17 protein-coding genes and 1 pseudogene are annotated in these 17399 nt (G+C 66.9%); 6 read left to right on the top strand and 12 right to left on the bottom strand.

Features of this window, described 5'->3' with window-relative positions; translation table 11 throughout:
* Window positions 1–70: 70 nt before the first annotated feature.
* Entirely contained in the window at window positions 71–562 is a 492-nt protein-coding gene (locus tag ASD75_RS24225) for a MarR family winged helix-turn-helix transcriptional regulator (RefSeq protein WP_056057266.1), read from the top strand.
* Window positions 563–654: 92 nt separating this feature from the next.
* Here the strand turns inward: ASD75_RS24225 and ASD75_RS00395 are convergent, their stop codons facing one another.
* Entirely contained in the window at window positions 655–1524 is an 870-nt protein-coding gene (locus tag ASD75_RS00395; RefSeq protein ID WP_056743114.1) for a hypothetical protein, read from the bottom strand.
* Window positions 1525–1654: 130 nt separating this feature from the next.
* Window positions 1655–2770: an alanine racemase gene (gene alr / locus ASD75_RS00400; RefSeq protein WP_056742188.1), complete on the bottom strand. Its 1116-nt coding sequence runs from the start codon at window positions 2768–2770 to the stop codon at window positions 1655–1657.
* A 156-nt stretch (window positions 2771–2926) separates the two neighbouring features.
* On the opposite strand from alr, the gene lplT reads away from it, so the two are divergent.
* From lplT to ASD75_RS00420, 4 genes are all read left to right on the top strand, one after another.
* Entirely contained in the window at window positions 2927–4231 is a 1305-nt protein-coding gene (lplT, locus tag ASD75_RS00405) for a lysophospholipid transporter LplT (RefSeq protein WP_056742191.1), read from the top strand.
* Between the two features lie 287 nt (window positions 4232–4518).
* A complete protein-coding gene (locus ASD75_RS00410) occupies window positions 4519–5418 on the top strand; it encodes a DMT family transporter (protein WP_056742194.1) in 900 nt (299 codons plus the stop codon).
* Window positions 5419–5493: 75 nt separating this feature from the next.
* On the top strand, window positions 5494–5982 hold the full coding sequence (locus ASD75_RS00415; protein WP_056742195.1) for a glutathione peroxidase: 489 nt from the start codon (window positions 5494–5496) through the stop codon (window positions 5980–5982).
* Window positions 5983–6158: 176 nt separating this feature from the next.
* The gene (locus ASD75_RS00420; RefSeq protein ID WP_056742198.1) at window positions 6159–6506 is read left to right on the top strand and encodes a hypothetical protein; all 348 of its coding nucleotides are present in this window, start codon (window positions 6159–6161) and stop codon (window positions 6504–6506) included.
* 120 nt (window positions 6507–6626) lie between these two features.
* Here ASD75_RS00420 and ASD75_RS00425 read toward each other — a convergent pair whose 3' ends face one another.
* From ASD75_RS00425 to ASD75_RS00470, 10 genes are all read right to left on the bottom strand, one after another.
* Window positions 6627–7352: a YafY family protein gene (locus tag ASD75_RS00425; protein WP_056742200.1), complete on the bottom strand. Its 726-nt coding sequence runs from the start codon at window positions 7350–7352 to the stop codon at window positions 6627–6629.
* Between the two features lie 59 nt (window positions 7353–7411).
* Entirely contained in the window at window positions 7412–8056 is a 645-nt protein-coding gene (locus tag ASD75_RS00430; protein WP_056742202.1) for a glutathione S-transferase family protein, read from the bottom strand.
* 22 nt (window positions 8057–8078) lie between these two features.
* The gene (locus ASD75_RS00435) at window positions 8079–8570 is read right to left on the bottom strand and encodes a GyrI-like domain-containing protein (RefSeq protein WP_056742204.1); all 492 of its coding nucleotides are present in this window, start codon (window positions 8568–8570) and stop codon (window positions 8079–8081) included.
* Between the two features lie 233 nt (window positions 8571–8803).
* Window positions 8804–9748: a ProQ/FINO family protein gene (locus tag ASD75_RS00440; RefSeq protein WP_056742206.1), complete on the bottom strand. Its 945-nt coding sequence runs from the start codon at window positions 9746–9748 to the stop codon at window positions 8804–8806.
* A 129-nt stretch (window positions 9749–9877) separates the two neighbouring features.
* A complete protein-coding gene (glcF, locus tag ASD75_RS00445; RefSeq protein WP_056742208.1) occupies window positions 9878–11131 on the bottom strand; it encodes a glycolate oxidase subunit GlcF in 1254 nt (417 codons plus the stop codon).
* Between the two features lie 41 nt (window positions 11132–11172).
* Complete coding sequence (locus ASD75_RS00450) at window positions 11173–11982, bottom strand: YoaK family protein (protein ID WP_056742209.1); 810 nt, start codon at window positions 11980–11982, stop codon at window positions 11173–11175.
* Between the two features lie 42 nt (window positions 11983–12024).
* Entirely contained in the window at window positions 12025–13152 is a 1128-nt protein-coding gene (gene glcE, locus ASD75_RS00455) for a glycolate oxidase subunit GlcE (protein WP_056742212.1), read from the bottom strand.
* 257 nt (window positions 13153–13409) lie between these two features.
* A complete protein-coding gene (gene amt / locus ASD75_RS00460; RefSeq protein ID WP_056742214.1) occupies window positions 13410–14954 on the bottom strand; it encodes an ammonium transporter in 1545 nt (514 codons plus the stop codon).
* Between the two features lie 36 nt (window positions 14955–14990).
* Window positions 14991–15329 (bottom strand): P-II family nitrogen regulator, encoded by a 339-nt coding sequence (gene glnK, locus ASD75_RS00465; protein ID WP_015012094.1) that lies wholly within the window; start codon window positions 15327–15329, stop codon window positions 14991–14993.
* 43 nt (window positions 15330–15372) lie between these two features.
* A complete protein-coding gene (locus tag ASD75_RS00470; RefSeq protein WP_056057222.1) occupies window positions 15373–16083 on the bottom strand; it encodes a TorF family putative porin in 711 nt (236 codons plus the stop codon).
* Between the two features lie 214 nt (window positions 16084–16297).
* On the opposite strand from ASD75_RS00470, the pseudogene ASD75_RS00475 reads away from it, so the two are divergent.
* Window positions 16298–17365 (top strand): annotated as a pseudogene (locus ASD75_RS00475) (YifB family Mg chelatase-like AAA ATPase); the annotation flags it as partial.
* Between the last annotated feature and the right edge of the window lie 34 nt (window positions 17366–17399).

Genomic DNA, 17399 nt, shown 5'->3' on the forward strand with positions numbered 1-17399 from the left:
GCGTAAAATGTTGATTTAATCAACCAAATCATCCGCCATTCAGTTGACTTTGTCAACCGATAGCCACGCCATGCCCCCACGCGCCCGCCCCGATGTGTTTGAAGCCCTGCACGACCTGATGCACGCCTACCGGGCGCGCATGGTGCGCGCGATGACCTCCGTGCATCCGGACCTGACCTTCAATGAAGTGCGCGCGCTGAACTTCATCGGCCGCCACCCCGGCGCCACGCAGAAAGAGCTGGTGCGCCACAGCGGCGCCGACAAGGCCCAGGTGGCACGCATGCTGGGCCTATTGCAGGACAAGGGTTGGCTGGAGCGCCACCCCCACGCCGAGGACCGGCGCAGCCTGTGTCTCACACTCAGCGCTGAGGGCCAGGCGCTTTACCAGGCGCTGCAGGCCGCGCGGCAGACCCTGTCGGCCCAGGTGCTGGCGGGCTGCGACGACGACACCCAGGCTCAGTTGCTGGCCCTGCTGGCGCAGGTGCGGGCCAACCTGGATGCGCTGCCGCCCCTGGAGACTGGCGAGGACTGTGGCCATGGCAAGGGCCGGTCCTCCCGTTAAGGGCCCCACAGGGGGTTTCCAACGCTTTTGAAGGGATTTTTGCCCCAAGCGCTAGTGCAATATACCCTGGCAGCTATCAAATAAAGAGCAAATCAGCGCCCCTGGATCACGCGCAGCGCCTCGGGCAGCGAATGCACATGGGGCAGGAAGTGGTCGATGGTGGCGCCCAGCAGCACGGCGCAGACCAGCGCGCCCAACAGCGGCTTCCAGGTCAGGCGCACGGCGGCGCTGAGCCAGCCCTCGCGCTCCACCCCCACGGCGGCGCGGGCCGTGGCCACTGAAAAGGCGATCTCCACCGCCACCGTGAGCAGCACATCCCAGCCAAAAAACAGCATGGCGAGCGACCCCGCACCCAGGATCAGCGCTGCGCCGATGAGAAAGATGGCCACCACGGGCACGACCACCACGGCGCCCTCGTCGGCGCTGCCCAGCGCATCGGCCGTGCCCCCGGCAATATCGCCCAGCACGCTGGAGTCGCTGCCGGAACCCCCGCTGGACAGGCCCTGCGTCCACCCGCCCCCAAAGTCCCCCGATGCGCCACCGCCGCCAAAGTTGCCACCGCCGGTGCGGGGCAAGGGCACCTGGCCTCCACCGGAGGGGCCATTGCCACTGGGCCACGAGATGTCGGGCAATTCCACACTGCTGCCGTCGCCCGACGACCCGTCCCGCCGCACCAGCCGCGCTGCCCAGGCGCGCAGCACCAGCAGATAGCCGACGTAGCCCACCGAAAGCGTAATCAAGTACCGCAGTGCCAGTGAATCCACGCCCAGCACCATCTGCAGGTGCGAGGTGGCCCACATCAGCAGCAGCGTGAAACTGCCGATCAGCAGCCCGTGCCAGCGCAGGCTGTAGCGCTGCTGCAGGGTGCGCGCCACCACGCCGTGGTGCGGCATGCGCACCGAGCGCCAGGTGGAGCTGCCTTTTTTCTTGGAACTGGAGGAGTTGCTGCGGGGTGTGGCCATGGAAGGAGCGCGCTGCGCGCGGCGGCAAACAGACGGCGCCATTTCACACCAGTTTCAGGCCACCCCTCGCTCAGCCCGCACCCCGCAGCGTGAACTTCTGCGCGAACCGCAAGGGCACAGAGGGAGGACGTCAGGCCACGCCGTCCACCACCACCGGCACGCGCTGGGCCAGTGCACACATCAGCTCGTAGCCCACGGTGCCTGCCGCCTGCGCCACCTCGTCGATGGGCAACACCACGCCATTGCTGGCGCGGCCCCAGAGCGTGACCTCGCTGCCAAAGCCCACCTCCACACCCGCCTGCTGCAGGGGCGTGAGGTCCACAGTCACCATGTCCATGCTCACCCGCCCCACCAGGCGCGTGCGCACGCCGTTCACCAGCACCGGCGTGCCGGTGTCGCAGTGGCGGGGGTAGCCGTCGGCGTAGCCACAGGCGGCGATGCCAATGGTGAGCGGGCCGTCGGCCATGAAGCGCGAGCCATAGCCCACGGTGTCGCCCCCCTGCAGTTGCTGGGTGGCGATGAGACGCGTGGACAGCGTCATGGTGGGTTGCAACCCCCAGTGGTCGGCATGGTGCTCGGGGAAGTCCGGCGCGCTGCCATAGACCACGATGCCCGCGCGCACCCAGTCGGCGCGCACACCCGCATCCTGCGCGTGGCGCAGCGTGGCGGCACTGTTGCTCAGACTGCGCTCGCCAGGCAGGTCCTGCGCGGCGGCGTTGAAGGCCGCCATCTGGTGCGCAATGCCACGCGGGCCGTCGGCGTCGCTGAAGTGGGTCATGAACGAAATCTCGTCCACCTGCGGCAGCGCATTGAGCCGGGCCCACGCGGCGCGGTAGCGCTCGGGCGTGAAGCCCAGGCGGTTCATGCCCGAATTCATCTTGAGGAACACCCGGTGCGGCACCTGCGTCTTGTGCGCGGCCAGCATGTCGATCTGCTCGTCGCAATGCACCGCATGCCACAGGCCCAGGCGCGAGCACAGCTCCAGGTCGCGCGGCTCGAACACGCCTTCGAGCAGCAGGATGGGGCCGCGCCAGCCCAGGTGGCGCACGCGCTCGGCCTCGGCCAGGTCCAGCAGCGCAAAACCGTCGGCGCCGCGCAGGCCCTCGTACACCCGCTCGATGCCGTGGCCATAGGCATTGGCCTTGACCACCGCCCACACCTTGGCGTCAGGCACCGACTGGCGCACGCGCGCGAGGTTGTGGTGCAGGGCCGTGGTGTGGATGGTGGCAGCAATGGGACGGGGCATGGGACAGACCTGATGGAGCGAGGGATTTACCGGGGGACCAGCGCCGGATTCTGGCACTGTGGCCGTTTATCCGCGTGATATAACCGCCTGTCCCTCGCTACGATTCTTCACATTTACCAGGGCATCAGCCCAACTGATGCTCTCACCAGCCATTCGATGAAGCGCGGTTTTTACACCATCATGTCGGCGCAGTTTTTCAGCTCGCTGGCCGACAACGCACTCTTCGTAGCCGCTGTGGAACTCCTGCGCACCGGAGGCGCCCCCGAGTGGCAGCGCGCGGCCCTGGTGCCCATGTTCGCATTGTTCTATGTGGTGCTGGCGCCCTTCGTCGGCGCCTTTGCCGATGCGCTGCCCAAGGGCAAGGTCATGTTTGTCAGCAACGCCATCAAGGTGGCGGGTTGCCTGATGATGCTGTTTGGCTCGCACCCGCTCATGGCCTACGCCGTGGTGGGGCTGGGTGCTGCGGCCTACTCGCCCGCCAAGTACGGCATCCTGACCGAACTGCTGCCCGCGTCCCAGCTCGTCAAGGCCAACGGCTGGATCGAGGGCCTGACCATTGCATCAATCATCCTGGGCGTGCTGCTGGGCGGCCAGCTGGTGGGGCAGCAGCTGTCGGGCATGCTGCTGGGCTTTGACTTCCCCGTGATCGACACCGGCGTGGACACCCCCGCCGAGGCCGCCATTGCAGCGCTGATCGCTGTCTATGCGCTGGCTGCCTGGTTCAACACCCGCATCCCGCACACCGGGGTGGAGATGCGCCCCCTGCGCGCCGACCCGTCACGCAGCGTGGTGGCCAACGCGCTCAACCTGCTGCCCGACTTCTGGGCCTGCAACAGCCGCCTGTGGCGCGACAAGCTGGGCCAGATCTCGCTGGCCACCACCACCCTGTTCTGGGGCGCCGGTGGCAACCTCAAGTTCATCGTGCTGGCCTGGGCCGCCGTGGCCCTGGGCTACAACACCACCCAGGCCTCGGCCCTGACCGGCGTGGTGGCCATCGGCACCGCCGTGGGCGCCGTGGTGGCATCGATGCGCATGCGCCTGGACGTGGCCACCCGCGTGATCCCGCTGGGCATTGCGATGGGCTTGCTGCTGATCCTGATGGTGTTCATCAGCAACATCTGGCTGGCCATTCCGTTCCTCATCGTGCTGGGTGGCCTGGGCGGCTACCTGGTGGTGCCCATGAACGCCCTGCTGCAGCACCGGGGCCACAACCTCATGGGCGCGGGCCGGTCGATTGCCGTGCAGAACTTCAACGAGCAGGCCTGCATCCTGGGCCTGGGGGCTTTCTACAGCCTGTCGCTCAAGCTCGGCCTGTCGGTGTTTGGTGCCATCACCACCTTCGGGCTGGTGGTGGCGGGCATCATGTGGGTCATCCGCCGCTGGCACCAGCGCAACTGCGTGAACCACCGCGACGAAGTGAACCACCTGCTGGACATCGCGCGGCACGATACGCACCATTGACTCCTGATTGCGAAGCCCCCCCTGTGCGGCTTCGCCGCTTCCCCCGAGGGGGACGCACCCGGAGGCCTGGAGCTATTGAAGGCTCCCCCTGAGCCGCTGCGCGTCTTCCCCCTCTCTCGCTGCGCGGGAGGGGGACGCACCCAGTGGCCTGGCAAAGCCAGTTCCACGGGTGCACTGGCCTTGGAGCGTGCCAGTTTTAGCTGGCTGTGCAGCATGGAACCACCTGCTACATAATTTATAGCTTTCAGCGCATATTCCACTAGCGCTACCGCCTGTTTTTCCCTTCAATGCACTCTCCCCTCCCCTTCGCCGCACTCTTATTCAACGCCTTTGTCTGGGGCCTGGCGTGGTGGCCGTTCCAGCACATGCACCAGGCGGGGCTGCACCCCTTGTGGGCCACGGCCTGCATGTATGCGGTGGTGCTACTGGCCCTGCTGGCGTGGCGCCCCGGCATCCTGCAGCAGGTGCGCGCGCATCCGCAGCTGTGGCTGCTGGCGCTGGCCTCGGGGCTGAACAACGTGGCCTTCAACTGGGCCGTGACCATTGGCGACGTGGTGCGCGTGATCCTGCTGTTCTATCTGATGCCCGCCTGGGCCGTGCTGCTGGCCTGGAAGGTGCTGGGCGAGCGCCCTACCCCTGCGGCGCTGCTGCGCCTGGCGCTGGCTTTCTGCGGCGTGGTGCTGGTGCTGCTGCCCGAGGGCGCGCCTGCATCGCGCCTGCTGCAGAACCTGTCGCTGGCCGACGCTCTGGCGTTGCTGGGCGGTTTCATGTTCGCGCTCACCAACGTAACACTGCGCCGCCTGCACACCGTGCCGGGGCCCGCGCGCATGTTCTCGATGTTTGGCGGCTGTATGCTCATGGCGCTGGCCGTGGCCGGCATTGGCCTGCAAGTGGGCGTAGTGGAACCCTTCCCTGCCGTCAATGCCACCTGGGTCGTCACCGGCCTGCTGCTGGCCGGGGTGCTGATGCTGGGCAACTGGGCGCTGCAATTTGGCGCCGCCCGCCTGGCGGCGGGCACCACGGCGCTGGTGATGCTGTCGGAGGTGATGTTTGCCAGCGTATCGTCGGCCCTGCTGGGCGCGGCCACGCTGAACACGCGCACTGTGCTGGGCGGGGCGCTGATCCTGCTGGCTTCGCTGCTGGCGGCGCTGCAGTTCCGCCGACCGGGCGCTGCAGACCCTCATTGATGGATTGACCCGCCTGCGCACAGGCCTCTGCGGCTGGGGCTACGATGGCCCGTCATCCCCACCCGGAGAACCCGCATGTCCACCAGCATCTACGACTTTGAAGCCCTGCAGATGAACGGCCAGGCCGTGCCCCTGTCGCAATACCGCGGCAAGGTATTGCTCATCGTGAACACCGCCAGCGCCTGCGGCTTCACGCCCCAGTTCGGCGGGCTGGAAGAACTGCACAAGGAATACGCAGACCAAGGCCTCGTCGTGCTGGGCTTCCCCTGCAACCAGTTCGGCGCCCAGGACCCCGGCAGCAACGACGAGATCGCCAGCTTCTGCCAGCTCAACTACGGCGTGAGCTTTCCGATGATGGCCAAGATCGACGTGAACGGCGCCAACGCCTCGCCCCTGTACCAGTGGCTCACCGCCGAAGCCCCGGGCCTGCTGGGCAGCAAGGCCATCAAGTGGAACTTCACCAAGTTCCTCGTCGGCAAGGACGGCCGCGTGATCCGCCGCTATGCGCCGCAGGACGCGCCGAAGAAGCTGGGGGGGGATATTGAGGCGGCGCTGGCAGGCTGAGACAAACTGCCCAGCAACGCCGCTTCAGTAACGGAGCGATGCGGCGCTGGCCATCCTCGGCATTTGTACCCATCCGGGCGCAACGGCTGTTTGGGGCAAGGAGCCGACCTTCAGAAAGCCTCCTTGTGCAAAGCGATAAAACTTGAGTACGGGACTATCGTTCACTGGAAACTACTATGAGATTTCTTCGCAGTTTCACGCTGCTCGCGATGTTGACGCTAGCCAGTTCTGCGTGCGTTGCTCAGATGGTCGGCGTAGTCATCACCCCTGATGGCTATGAAGTCGGAGGCGTCAAGTGGAAGCTTGCGACACCCGCAGTGGATGAGGTCGTGCGCCAAGGCCCGACGCGGGTTTTGATCTTGTTCTGCACACATACACCGCCTGCCAAAATCATTCAGTTCCAGACGGAGCTGGAAGCTCGATACAAAGCCCCAGTGCAACTCGCCAGCTGGGAAAAAGCATGCCCCGACAAAGGCTCGCAAGTACGCCATTGGGATAACTGGGATCGCTTCCAGGCGGGTTAGCCAAAGACTGCTTCCATAGGTTTTTTGGCTGCGGCGCTGTAGGTAAACGCCCGATATTCAAAGATACCTACTTCCGCTTTGGGCCCGCAGCCGCCTTCCGGCGCTTGACTCCTCAGGAATCTACTGCGGCCCCGGCGCAGCCGCCCCCTCCACCGCTCGCCCTTCCATCTCCCCCTCCACCTTGCGCAGCAAGTCCGCCAAGGTCTTGCCTGGCTCCTGCCGGAACTGCTCGTCCAGCACGGTGATGGAAGAAATTCGGTCGATGCGAAAACCCCGGAAGTCATTGCGCAGCTCGCACCAGGCCGACAGTGTCCAGACCTTGCCCCAGTAAAAGCAGCCCAGCGGGCGCAGGCGGCGCAGGCTGGGGCGGCCGTTGACGTCGGCGTAGTCCACCTGCACCACGTGGCGGCTGTGCACGGCCTCGCGCAGGGCTTGCAGGGTGGCCTGGGCGCGCGGGTCCAGACCGACGGGCGGGGCATACAGGGCCTGGGCCTCGGCCGCGACGCGCGCGGCGGGGGGCAGCACGGACAGGATCTTGCCCAGGGCGCCTTCCACCTCTCGGGCCAGCCCGGCATCCAGCCAGGTTTGGGCCAGACGGGCGGCAGCTACCAGCGCATTGGCTTCACCCTGGCTGAACATCAGCGGCGGCAGATCGAAGCCCGCGCCCAGGCGGTAGCCCACACCGGCTTCGCCCTCAATGGGCACGCCCTGGTGCTGGAGGTCCGCCACGTCGCGGTAGATGGTGCGGGCCGAGACTTCAAGCCGCTCGGCCAGGAAGGCGGCGGTGGACAGGCGCCGCCCCCGGATGAGCTGGACGATCTGGAACAGGCGGTCAGCGCGGCGCATGAGCGTGCCCCCCGGGGCGAGCTGCAGCCGACCAGATGGGCAGTGTCAGGACGCAGAACTCAGCCATGGCCTTTGCTCTGCTGCGCCAGCGCGTCGTCGATCTGGGAGGCGCGCACAAACGCGGGGCGCTGCCTGAACGGTTGCACAAACTGCTCGAACGCGGGGCGGCGTTCTATGGTGCCGAACTGCATCCCCCAGATCAGGTGCGCGCCCACATACAGGTCGACGGCCGTGAAGTGGTCGCCGCACAGATGCGGGCCCTGGCTCACGGCCTGCTCCAGGGTGTTCATCACATCGGCGTAGCTGCCGTAGCCCACCATGGCCGCCCGTTCGGCGGGTGCCAGCAGGTTCAGCGCCTTGGCGGTGGCGGCGCTCTCCAGCGGGCCGGCGCAAAAGAACAGCCAGCGGTAGTACGCAGCGCGGGCAGGTGTCCCCACAGGGGGGGCTAACGATTTGTCGGGGAACAGGTCGGCCAGATAGGCGCAGATGGCCGCCACCTCGGTGACCACCACCTGCCCATGCCGCAGTGCAGGCACCTTGCCCATGGGGTTGATGGCCAGGTAGTCGGGAGCCTTCATGGTGGTGCCGTATTCAAGCAGCACGGTGTCGTAGGGCACACCACACTCTTCCAGCATCCAGCGCGCGGTACGGCCTCGGGACATGGGATGGGTGTAGAACGTCAGGGCGGCAGAAGATGTGTTCATGGAGGCTCCTGGTTCGTTCAGGTCATGCGCGGGGCGCACTGGGGGCGATACCGATATGAATGGCCACGCGGTCCGGGCCTTCATACAGCTCGAAATCGGTGCCAAAGCGCCGTGGCACTTGCGGGTGGGCCGCAAAGTAGCGCCAGACCTCGCCCCAGGCATCGATCACCATCTGCGGCATTGTGCCGTGGCCGTGGAACACCAGATAGTCGCCCGCCTGCACCGCGATCTGCACAGCCCCTGGCACCGAGGTGACGGGCGGTGGCACGGCCACGCCAGCGGTGACATCAAAGGCGCCATGTTCGTCGGATTCGTAGCCGCTGTAGACGCCGAAGATGCGGCCATCCTCACCACGGCCGGGCAGGTTGCGCTCCCAGCTCTGGCTGAAAAAGCGGTCCCAGAGACCTCCAATGCGGGCGGTGGCGGGGTCCATCTCGTCGCGGTTGCGGGTGCGTACCGTCAGTCCAGTGACATGAAACGCGGCAACCGGGGTCATGGTAGGGGTTGTTGTCATGGTCAAGCTCCTCTCTGTGTCGGGCCCGGCATGGTGCAGCCCGGCTGCTGACAACATGGTGTCAGTAGCCTGTCTGCAGCATTGCAACAAGCCGTGACACGCGCCGACGCAGACGGAGCCACACCGCAGGGCCCTCTCTCGGCCGACGAGCCGATGACGGAAGCCGCTGCCAGCACGCCATGACCAGCGAGGGCAGAGGGAGCGTTGTACCGCCCCCGCTCAGCACGGGCCGGTCAGGCTGCGGCGGCGGATTCGCCAGGCTCCACGGCGGGAGCAGCAGATACCGCAGCCGCAGCTGCAGCCGCCCGCCGGCGGGCGCGCTCCAGCTGCTGCCCCACCGTGCGGGGCACCATGCCGTACATATCGGCAAAGGCGTCCAGGGTCTGGCCGCTGGCCTCAAAGGCGCGCAGCAAGGCCTCATCCTTGGCGTTGCGGGCCGACCATTCAGCAAAGGCTTCTTCGAGGATGGCGTTGGCAGCTTCGTCGCGGCTCAACACCAGTTGGGTATATGCCTCGCGCGTGAGGCCCGAGGCCTCGAACGCAGCCATCATGCGGTTGCGCAGCTTGGGCAACAGGTCTTCGGTGGCACGCGCCTTCTTGCGGCGGTAGACCTCCAGCAGCGCATGGTGCACATGCTCGGAGGCCATGTCTTCCACAGGCTGGCCCTGCAGGTCGTGGCGCTTATCGCCTGCCGCCACGCTTTGCAGATAGCGCGTGGAGCGGGTGTGCAGGCCCAGCGCCACCTTGAGCGCCTCGCGCTCGAACAGCTCGGGGTGGGCCGCCAGAATGTCCTGGAAGATGCCGCGCTTGAGCGGACGGAACACGGCGCCGAACAGGTGGGGGTAGAGCCCTGCCAGCTGCTCCAGCGCGGGGTGCACGCGTTGCGGCGCGCGCGCGCCTGCACCCGGGCCACCTGCGGGCGCTGCAGCGTCTGCCGCACCGTCGGCGCTTGCACGGCCCTGCGGCGCCTGGCGCACTTCGGGTTTGCGGCGGTTACGGCCACCCCGGCGCGAGCCGTCCTGGCGCCGCTGGGGCGCGCCGGCTTCGGCCAACGCAGCAGGTTCAGAGGCCGCCACGGCGACCGCAGCAGCCTCGGTCGGCACAGGCGCTGCCTGGGGAGCGGCAGGCGCTACGGGTGCGGTTTGGGGTTGTTCTTGTGCGGACACGGAGTCGGTCATGGCGGTGCAGTTCGGGGGCAAATGAGAGGCGACAAAACCCTCGATCATGCCAGCCTCGGGGCTACAGGCACCAAATGGGCCAGATTCCGGCGCACGCCGTGAGCGCCCCGCGTCTCGCCCAACGCGCCGTCAACCCGTGCGCAGGGCCTCGTCCAGCACCTCCACCCAGTGCCGCACAGGCGTCCCCGTGCCGCTTTGCAGATGGGTGATGCAGCCGATGTTGGCCGACAGGATCATGTCGGGCGGCTGGTTGCCGAAGGCCTCGCCGAGCACGCCGAGCTTGCGGTCGCGCAGCTGGTAGGACAGGTCGGGGTTGAGCACCGAATAGGTGCCTGCCGAGCCACAGCACAGGTGGGCATCGTTGCGCGCGGTGCGCAGCTTGAAGCCCAGCTGGTTCAGGTGCGCCTCCACCCCGCCGCGCAGCTTCTGGCCGTGCTGGAGCGTGCAAGGGGGGTGGTAGGCGTACAGGGTGTCCGGCTGGTTCACACGGCCCTGCAGCTTGGCGGCCAGCTCGGGCAGCAGGGCGGGCAGCAGCTCCGACAGGTCGCGCGTGAGGCTGCTGATGCGCTCAGCCTTGCCCGCGTATGCCGCATCGTCCTTCAGGATGTGGCCGTATTCCTTGACGGTGACGCCGCAGCCCGAGGCGTTCATGACGATGGCCTCGACCCCACCTGCGTCCACCAGCGGCCACCAGGCGTCGATGTTGGCGCGCATCTCTGCCATGCCGCCAGCCTGGTCGTTGAGGTGGAATTTGACGGCGCCGCAGCAGCCCGCCTTGGATGCGATCACGGTCTGGATGCCCACGGCGTCAAGCACTCGGGCGGTGGCCGTGTTGATGTTCGGCATCATGGCCGGTTGCACGCAGCCCGCCAGCATGAGAACCTTGCGCGCCTGTTCACGCGTGGGCCAGGCGCCGGCGTCCTGCGGTGCGGGCACCTTGGCCTTCAGCGCCTCGGGCAGCAGGCCGCGCAACATTTGCCCTGCCTTCATGGCAGGGGCGAACAGCGGCGAAGGCAGGCCCTCCTTCAGTGCCCAGCGCAGGGCTTTTTCGCTCACGGGGCGGGGCACTTTTTCATCGACGATCTTGCGACCGATGTCCACCAGGTGGCCGTATTGCACGCCACTCGGGCAAGTGCTTTCGCAGTTGCGGCAGGTGAGGCACCGGTCCAGGTGCATCTGGGTCTTGCGCGTGGGCTCGGCGCCTTCGAGCACCTGCTTGATGAGGTAGATGCGGCCGCGCGGGCCATCCAGCTCGTCCCCCAGCAGCTGGTAGGTGGGGCAGGTGGCGGTGCAAAAGCCGCAGTGCACACATTTGCGCAGGATGGATTCGGCCTCCAGGCCATCGGCGCGGGCGCGGTATTCAGGGGAGAGCTGGGTTTGCATCGGGCATGCCTGGGCGAAGGAACAAAAAAGAGGGGGCCGGTTCAGCGCGCTGTCGGCGGGTCCAGCGGCGGATCGTGCGGCGCCTGCAGCGCCAGCGCCTTGCGCCAGGGCTGGCGCAGCCGGGCACGATCCGCCCATAGCGGGGGCAGCGACAGGGCCAGCAGCACCAGCGCCAGCGGCACCACAAACACAAAGCCCACGTGCTTGAAGCCCGCAGCCCCCGCAATGCCGCCCACCAGAAACATGCCCACCAGCCCGGCAAACAGCCGCAGCCGGGCCTGGTTGGCACGCACCTGCGATTCGGGCGCGGTGCCCGTGCGGTTCCAGTAGAGCATCTTGCCCATCTCGATGCCCAGGTCGGTCACCACGCCCGTCATGTGGGTGGTGCGGATCTGGGACGAGGACATCTTGGTCACGGTGGCGTTCTGCAGTCCCATGATGAAGGACAGCAGCAGCACCGTGAGTGGCACCGCAAAAGGCGTGGGCCAGCTGAGGGTGATGGCGCCCACCAGGCCAAACAGCAGCATGAGCACGGACTCCAGCAGCAGCGGCAGCGCGTAGGTGCTGCGCAGCCGGCGCTGGCGCGCCCAGTTGACCATGATGGCCGTGGTGCCCGCCCCCGACATGAAGGCCCAGAGCGCGCCCACGGCGCCCAGCACCAGCTTCATCTGCCCCAGCACCAGGTTGTCGGCCAGCGACGACAGGAAACCCGTCATGTGCGAGGTGTAGAGGTGCACCACCAGAAACCCCCCGGCATTCACCGCCCCGGCGTTGAACGCCAGCAGCAGGCCCAGCACCTGGTTGCTCGCAACCGTGCGGTGGTGTCCGGTGAGGTGAAAAAGGCGTCGCATGGCCAGGGTGGCGGTGGTGGCTGTGAGGGGGGGTTGGCTTGCCTACCAGGCCCGCGCCATGCGGCCGGGGTTGAAGATGCCGGCAGGGTCAAAGCTGTGCTTGAGGCGGGCGTGGATTTGCTCCAGCGCCTTGGATTGCAAGTCAAAAGCACCGCTGGCGCCAGGTTTATTTGCCTCGGCAGCTACAAAAAGAGAAGCACTCCCACCCACCGCCCGGGCGGCTTCGCGCAGCGCGTCGCCGGCGGACTCGGGGCCCTGCACCCACCGCAACGCCCCATGCCATTCCACCAGTGGCTGCACGCCGCCGGGCAAAGCCAGCACCGGCGCGGTGGCGGGCACCGACAGGCGCCACAGGGCGTGGTCGGGGCGCGTGGCCCGGTCGGTGAACCACGGCAGGGTCTGCTCGCGGCAGGCGGTCCAGTCAGCGGCCACGGTGGCGTTGTCCATGCGCGTGCCACCCATGGTCTTGCACGCGGCCTCCACCGCCGCCACGGCGCCGCGCAGGCGCACATACAGGGTGCCTGCGCCTTCGTCCTGCACCCAGCAACTGGCGTCGAGGGGTAGCGGCTGGCCGCCCCAGGCGTGCAGCTTGCGCAACGCATCGGCCTGGTTGATGCCCTCGAACCGGAGTGTGGCCTCGCCGGGTGCCACGGGCAGCACCTTGAGGCTCACTTCGGTCAGCAGCCCCAGCGTGCCCCAGGCACCGGCCATGAGGCGCGCCACGTCATAGCCCGCCACGTTCTTCATGACCTGGCCGCCGAAGGTGAGCAGCTCGGCCTTGCCGTTGAGCAGGGTCACGCCCAACAGATAGTCACGCACCGCCCCCACGCTGGCGCGCGCCGGGCCCGACAGGCCGGCCGCCACCATGCCGCCCACGGTGGCAGCGCCCGAAGGGGGCTTGGCGAAATGCGGGGGTTCAAAAGGCAGGCACTGGCCCTGCTCGGCGAGCGCGGCCTCCAGCTCGGCCAGCGGGGTGCCGGCCCGCACGGTGACGACCAGCTCGCTGGGCTCGTAGCTCACGATGCCGCGCAGCACCCGGGTGTCCAGCACCTCGCCGTGCAGCGCCAGGCCATGGAAGTCCTTGGTGCCCCCGCCACGGATGCGCAACGGGGTCTGGTCGGCGGCGGCAGCGCGCACGCGCTCAGTGATCGGGGCGAGGGAAAAGTCCATCCGTGCATCGTAGCGGCAGCGGTCCGCCGCACGGCATGCAGGAGGCGTGAATTTTTTGAACAGCGGACGTGCAAAGGACTGGCGGATGCCATAGGGCCTTTGGCCCCCTGGCGCGCCAGTCCCACACGCGTCACCCACCGGTACGAAAAAAGCCCGCCGGTGGTCGGCGGGCTGAAGTAACCAGAGGAGTAACTCGCTTGTTCTTATTGCGACGCCACGGTGCCACCAGACACCGCGGCGCGTAGGGCGCAGAGCGATCAGCGGTTGTATGCCGTTTCGCCGTGCGAGGTGATGTCCAGACCTTCGCGTTCGTCTTCTTCCGAGACACGCAGGCCCACCGTCAGGTCAACCACCTTGTAGGCCACGAAGGACACCACGCCTGACCACACGATGGTCAGCAGCACGGCCTTGGCCTGTGTCCACACCTGGGCAGCGATGGAGTAGTCAGCAGCCGTCACACCGGTCGCCGTCACCCAGTCCGCCACGAAGCCGGGGCCACCCAGGCTGGGGGAGTTGAACACGCCGGTCAGCAGCGCACCCACGATACCGCCGATGCCGTGCACGCCGAACACGTCGAGCGAGTCGTCCGCACCCAGCAGCTTCTTGAGGCCGTTGACACCCCACAGGCAGGCAAAACCACCCACCAGACCGATGACCAGCGCACCGCCGATACCGACGTTGCCGGCAGCCGGCGTGATGGCCACCAAGCCCGCCACAGCACCCGACGCTGCACCCAGCATCGAAGCCTTGCCGCGCATCAGCGCTTCACCCATGCACCATGCCAGCACGGCAGCAGCGGTAGCCACCAGCGTGTTGATGAAGGCCAGGGCTGCAAAACCGTTGGCTTCCAGGGCAGAGCCGGCGTTGAAGCCGAACCAGCCCACCCACAGCAGCGAGGCACCGACCATGGTCAGCGTCAGGCTGTGAGGCGCCATGGCTTCCTTGCCGTAACCAATGCGCTTGCCCACCATGAACGCACCCACCAGGCCCGCCACAGCGGCGTTGATGTGCACCACGGTACCGCCAGCGAAGTCCAGAGCACCCCACTGCCAGATCTGGCCGGCCTTGCTGGTCATGGCGTCGGCCACTTCCTTGGAGGCGTAGGCATCAGGACCCATCCAGAACCACACCATGTGGGCGATCGGCAGGTAGCTGAACGTGAACCACAGGACCATGAACAGCATGACGGCGCTGAACTTGATGCGCTCTGCGAACGCACCGACGATCAGGGCGCAGGTGATGCCGGCGAACGTGGCCTGGAAGGCGGCAAACACCACTTCCGGAATCACGACACCCTTGCTGAACGTGGCAGCGTTGGCAAACGTGCCTGCGGCGTTGTCCCAGATGCCCTTCATGAACAGCCGGTCGAAACCACCGATGAAGGCACCGCCTTCGGTGAAGGCCAGGCTGTAGCCGTAGATGAACCACAGCACCACGATCAGCGAGAACGTGACCATCACCTGCATCAGCACGGACAGCATGTTCTTGCTGCGCACCAGGCCGCCGTAGAACAGCGCCAGGCCAGGCAGGACCATCAGGATCACGAGGATGGTGGAAGTCATCATCCACGCGGTGTCACCCTTGTTGGGGACAGGAGCAGGCGCTTCTGCGGCGGGCGCTGCAGGCGCAGCGGCGGCAGCAGCAGCCGGTGCAGCCGCTGCGGCAGGGGCAGGGGCTTCAGCCGCTGGTGCAGCCGCAGCGGGTGCCGAGGCCTCTGCCGTGGCGGGCGCCTGGGCGAGGACAGCCGATCCGCCGGATAGCAGACTCAGCCCCAGAATGAAGGAAGCAAGCAGTTTTTTCATGGCGTTTCTCTTCTTGGATGGGATGCGGCCTCGCCCTTACAGGGCTTCCTTGCCGGTTTCGCCAGTGCGGATGCGCACCACCTGCTCCAGGTGGGTCACGAAAATCTTGCCGTCACCGATCTTGCCGGTGCGCGCTGCGGTCTCGATGGACTCGATCACGCGGTCCACCAGGTCGTCGGCCACGGCGGCCTCGATCTTGACCTTGGGAAGAAAGTCCACCACATACTCTGCACCGCGGTACAGCTCGGTGTGGCCCTTTTGGCGGCCAAAGCCCTTGACTTCGGTCACCGTGATGCCTTGCACGCCGATGTCGGAGAGCGCTTCGCGCACTTCGTCGAGCTTGAAGGGCTTGATGATGGCTGTCACCATTTTCATTTTCAGTTCCTCCGGAATGGGCGCCACCGGCGCCCATTGAGACTTACAGGGTTTTGGTGAGCGTGACGATCACGCGCGACTTGTTGACCGGGCCGTAGAAGGCCTTCTTGGTGGCGCCAACCACGGCAGCGCCGAGGGACACGCCGCCGCCGAAGTCGTACGAACCGCCCAGGCTGTAGTCCATGAAGTTGGGGGCTGTGATGTCACCACCAAAGCGGGTGAAGCCGACCGACGCCTTCAGCGTGGTGCTGGGGGCCACTTCCTGGGCAAACGCCAGGTTCAGGTAGCCGGTGTTGCGGCCCTTCATGCCAGGACCTGCGTAGGCAAAGTAGTCCTTGGACAGGGTGTGCGAATACTTGGCCGTCACGGGGCCGAAGGTGGCAGCGCCATAGACTTCGGTGGTGTTGCCCGCGCTGTTGCCGGGGTAGATGTAGGTCAGCAGGCCCACGTCCAGGTCCACGTCACCGGCCTTGAACTTGTAGCCGCCGTAGATGTCGGATTCGAGCGAGTTGCCGGACAGCCAGTTGACGCTGGAGTTCCAGTTGCCCACGTAGAAGCCGGTTTCGCCGAAGGTGTAGTCAAAGCCGCCTTGCAGTGCGGGTTTGACGGCCTTGACCTTGGACGTGTCCTGGTCCTGGCCACGGAACTTGTAGTTCGTGGTCAGGCTGACGTTGGCGGTGAGCTGGGCGCTGGCCAGCATGGGAAGGGTTGCAACAAGGGCAACGCCCAGGGTCTTGATGATGGCGCGGGTCATGTTTCCTCCGGTTGGACAAAGTAGGGACAAGCGCTTTAAGCACGGACCGTGCCACACCAAGGTGCACGGCGCGCTGCACGGTTGCGTTGCGTTACAACAATCCCCAGTACAGTGGCGGTGACCGCGTCCGGCATGTTGCACCCAACTGGTGCAGACACCCAACAGGCCGCGCTAAAAAACCACAAAACGCACCCATCTGGGGAGAAATCGCTTCATGAGTCTTGCTTTGGTGCAAAGCCGCGCCCTTCTGGGGCTGCAGGCGCCTGCAGTCACCGTCGAAGTGCATCTGGCCAACGGTTTGCCCAGCTTCACGCTGGTCGGGCTGGCCGAGGTGGAGGTGAAAGAAGCCCGCGAGCGCGTGCGCTCCGCGCTGCAGAACGCGGGGTTGGAGTTCCCCTCGAACAAGCGCATCACCGTCAACCTTGCCCCCGCCGACCTGCCCAAGGATTCGGGCCGCTTCGATCTGCCGATTGCGCTGGGCATCCTCGCCGCCAGCGGTCAGGTGGATGCCAGCCGCCTGGCAGGCTACGAGTTTGCGGGCGAGCTGTCGCTGTCCGGCGAGCTGCGCCCCGTGCGCGGCGCGCTGGCCACCAGCCTGGCCCTGCAGACCCAGCAGATTGACGCTCAGCTGGTGCTGCCGCCCGGCAGCGCCGAAGAGGCCGCCCTGGTGCCCGCCGCGCGCGTGGTGCGTGCGCGCCACCTGCTGGATGTGGTGCGGGCGTTCCTGCCACCCGGCAGCACGGCCGGTGGCGATGCCGACGTGGCCAACGACGGCTGGACCCGCCTGCAGGCCACCGCGCTCACCGCCAGCACCACCGGGCCCGACATGGCCGACGTGAAGGGCCAGGCGGGTGCCAAGCGCGCGCTGGAGATTGCAGCGGCTGGCGGCCACAGCCTGCTGATGGCCGGGCCACCTGGCTCGGGCAAGTCGATGCTGGCGCAGCGTTTTGCCGGGCTGCTGCCCGCGATGACGGTGGACGAAGCGCTGGAGAGCGCCGCCATTGCCAGCCTGGCGGGGCGCTTTCGGCCCGAGGCTTTTGGCGTGCGCCCCACCGGCCAGCCCCACCACACGGCCAGCGCGGTGGCGCTGGTGGGCGGTGGCTCGCCACCCCGGCCGGGCGAGATCTCGCTGGCCCACCAGGGCGTGCTCTTCCTTGATGAACTCCCGGAATTCCCGCGCGCCGCATTGGAGGCTCTGCGCGAGCCGCTGGAGACCGGCCACATCACCATCGCCCGGGCAGCGCAACGCGCGGAGTTTCCGGCCCGGTTCCAGATGAACGCATACTAAGCATGAACCTGTATGCGCTTGTTGTTTT

Source organism: Acidovorax sp. Root568, assembly GCF_001427445.1.
GTDB lineage: Bacteria > Pseudomonadota > Gammaproteobacteria > Burkholderiales > Burkholderiaceae_C > Acidovorax > Acidovorax delafieldii.

What these genes read in the sequence shown, in the direction of transcription:
- ASD75_RS00450 (WP_056742209.1), bottom strand. Translation starts at nt 11,982, where the DNA reads ATGCGACGCCTTTTTCACCTCACCGGACACCACCGCACGGTTGCGAGC.
- ASD75_RS00395 (WP_056743114.1), bottom strand. Translation starts at nt 1,524, where the DNA reads ATGGCCACACCCCGCAGCAACTCCTCCAGTTCCAAGAAAAAAGGCAGC.
- alr (WP_056742188.1), bottom strand. Translation starts at nt 2,770, where the DNA reads ATGCCCCGTCCCATTGCTGCCACCATCCACACCACGGCCCTGCACCAC.
- glnK (WP_015012094.1), bottom strand. Translation starts at nt 15,329, where the DNA reads ATGAAAATGGTGACAGCCATCATCAAGCCCTTCAAGCTCGACGAAGTG.
- amt (WP_056742214.1), bottom strand. Translation starts at nt 14,954, where the DNA reads ATGAAAAAACTGCTTGCTTCCTTCATTCTGGGGCTGAGTCTGCTATCC.
- ASD75_RS00415 (WP_056742195.1), top strand. Translation starts at nt 5,494, where the DNA reads ATGTCCACCAGCATCTACGACTTTGAAGCCCTGCAGATGAACGGCCAG.
- ASD75_RS00440 (WP_056742206.1), bottom strand. Translation starts at nt 9,748, where the DNA reads ATGACCGACTCCGTGTCCGCACAAGAACAACCCCAAACCGCACCCGTA.
- ASD75_RS00410 (WP_056742194.1), top strand. Translation starts at nt 4,519, where the DNA reads ATGCACTCTCCCCTCCCCTTCGCCGCACTCTTATTCAACGCCTTTGTC.
- glcF (WP_056742208.1), bottom strand. Translation starts at nt 11,131, where the DNA reads ATGCAAACCCAGCTCTCCCCTGAATACCGCGCCCGCGCCGATGGCCTG.
- ASD75_RS00430 (WP_056742202.1), bottom strand. Translation starts at nt 8,056, where the DNA reads ATGAACACATCTTCTGCCGCCCTGACGTTCTACACCCATCCCATGTCC.
- glcE (WP_056742212.1), bottom strand. Translation starts at nt 13,152, where the DNA reads ATGGACTTTTCCCTCGCCCCGATCACTGAGCGCGTGCGCGCTGCCGCC.
- ASD75_RS00435 (WP_056742204.1), bottom strand. Translation starts at nt 8,570, where the DNA reads ATGACAACAACCCCTACCATGACCCCGGTTGCCGCGTTTCATGTCACT.
- ASD75_RS24225 (WP_056057266.1), top strand. Translation starts at nt 71, where the DNA reads ATGCCCCCACGCGCCCGCCCCGATGTGTTTGAAGCCCTGCACGACCTG.
- ASD75_RS00425 (WP_056742200.1), bottom strand. Translation starts at nt 7,352, where the DNA reads ATGCGCCGCGCTGACCGCCTGTTCCAGATCGTCCAGCTCATCCGGGGG.
- ASD75_RS00470 (WP_056057222.1), bottom strand. Translation starts at nt 16,083, where the DNA reads ATGACCCGCGCCATCATCAAGACCCTGGGCGTTGCCCTTGTTGCAACC.
- ASD75_RS00420 (WP_056742198.1), top strand. Translation starts at nt 6,159, where the DNA reads ATGAGATTTCTTCGCAGTTTCACGCTGCTCGCGATGTTGACGCTAGCC.
- lplT (WP_056742191.1), top strand. Translation starts at nt 2,927, where the DNA reads ATGAAGCGCGGTTTTTACACCATCATGTCGGCGCAGTTTTTCAGCTCG.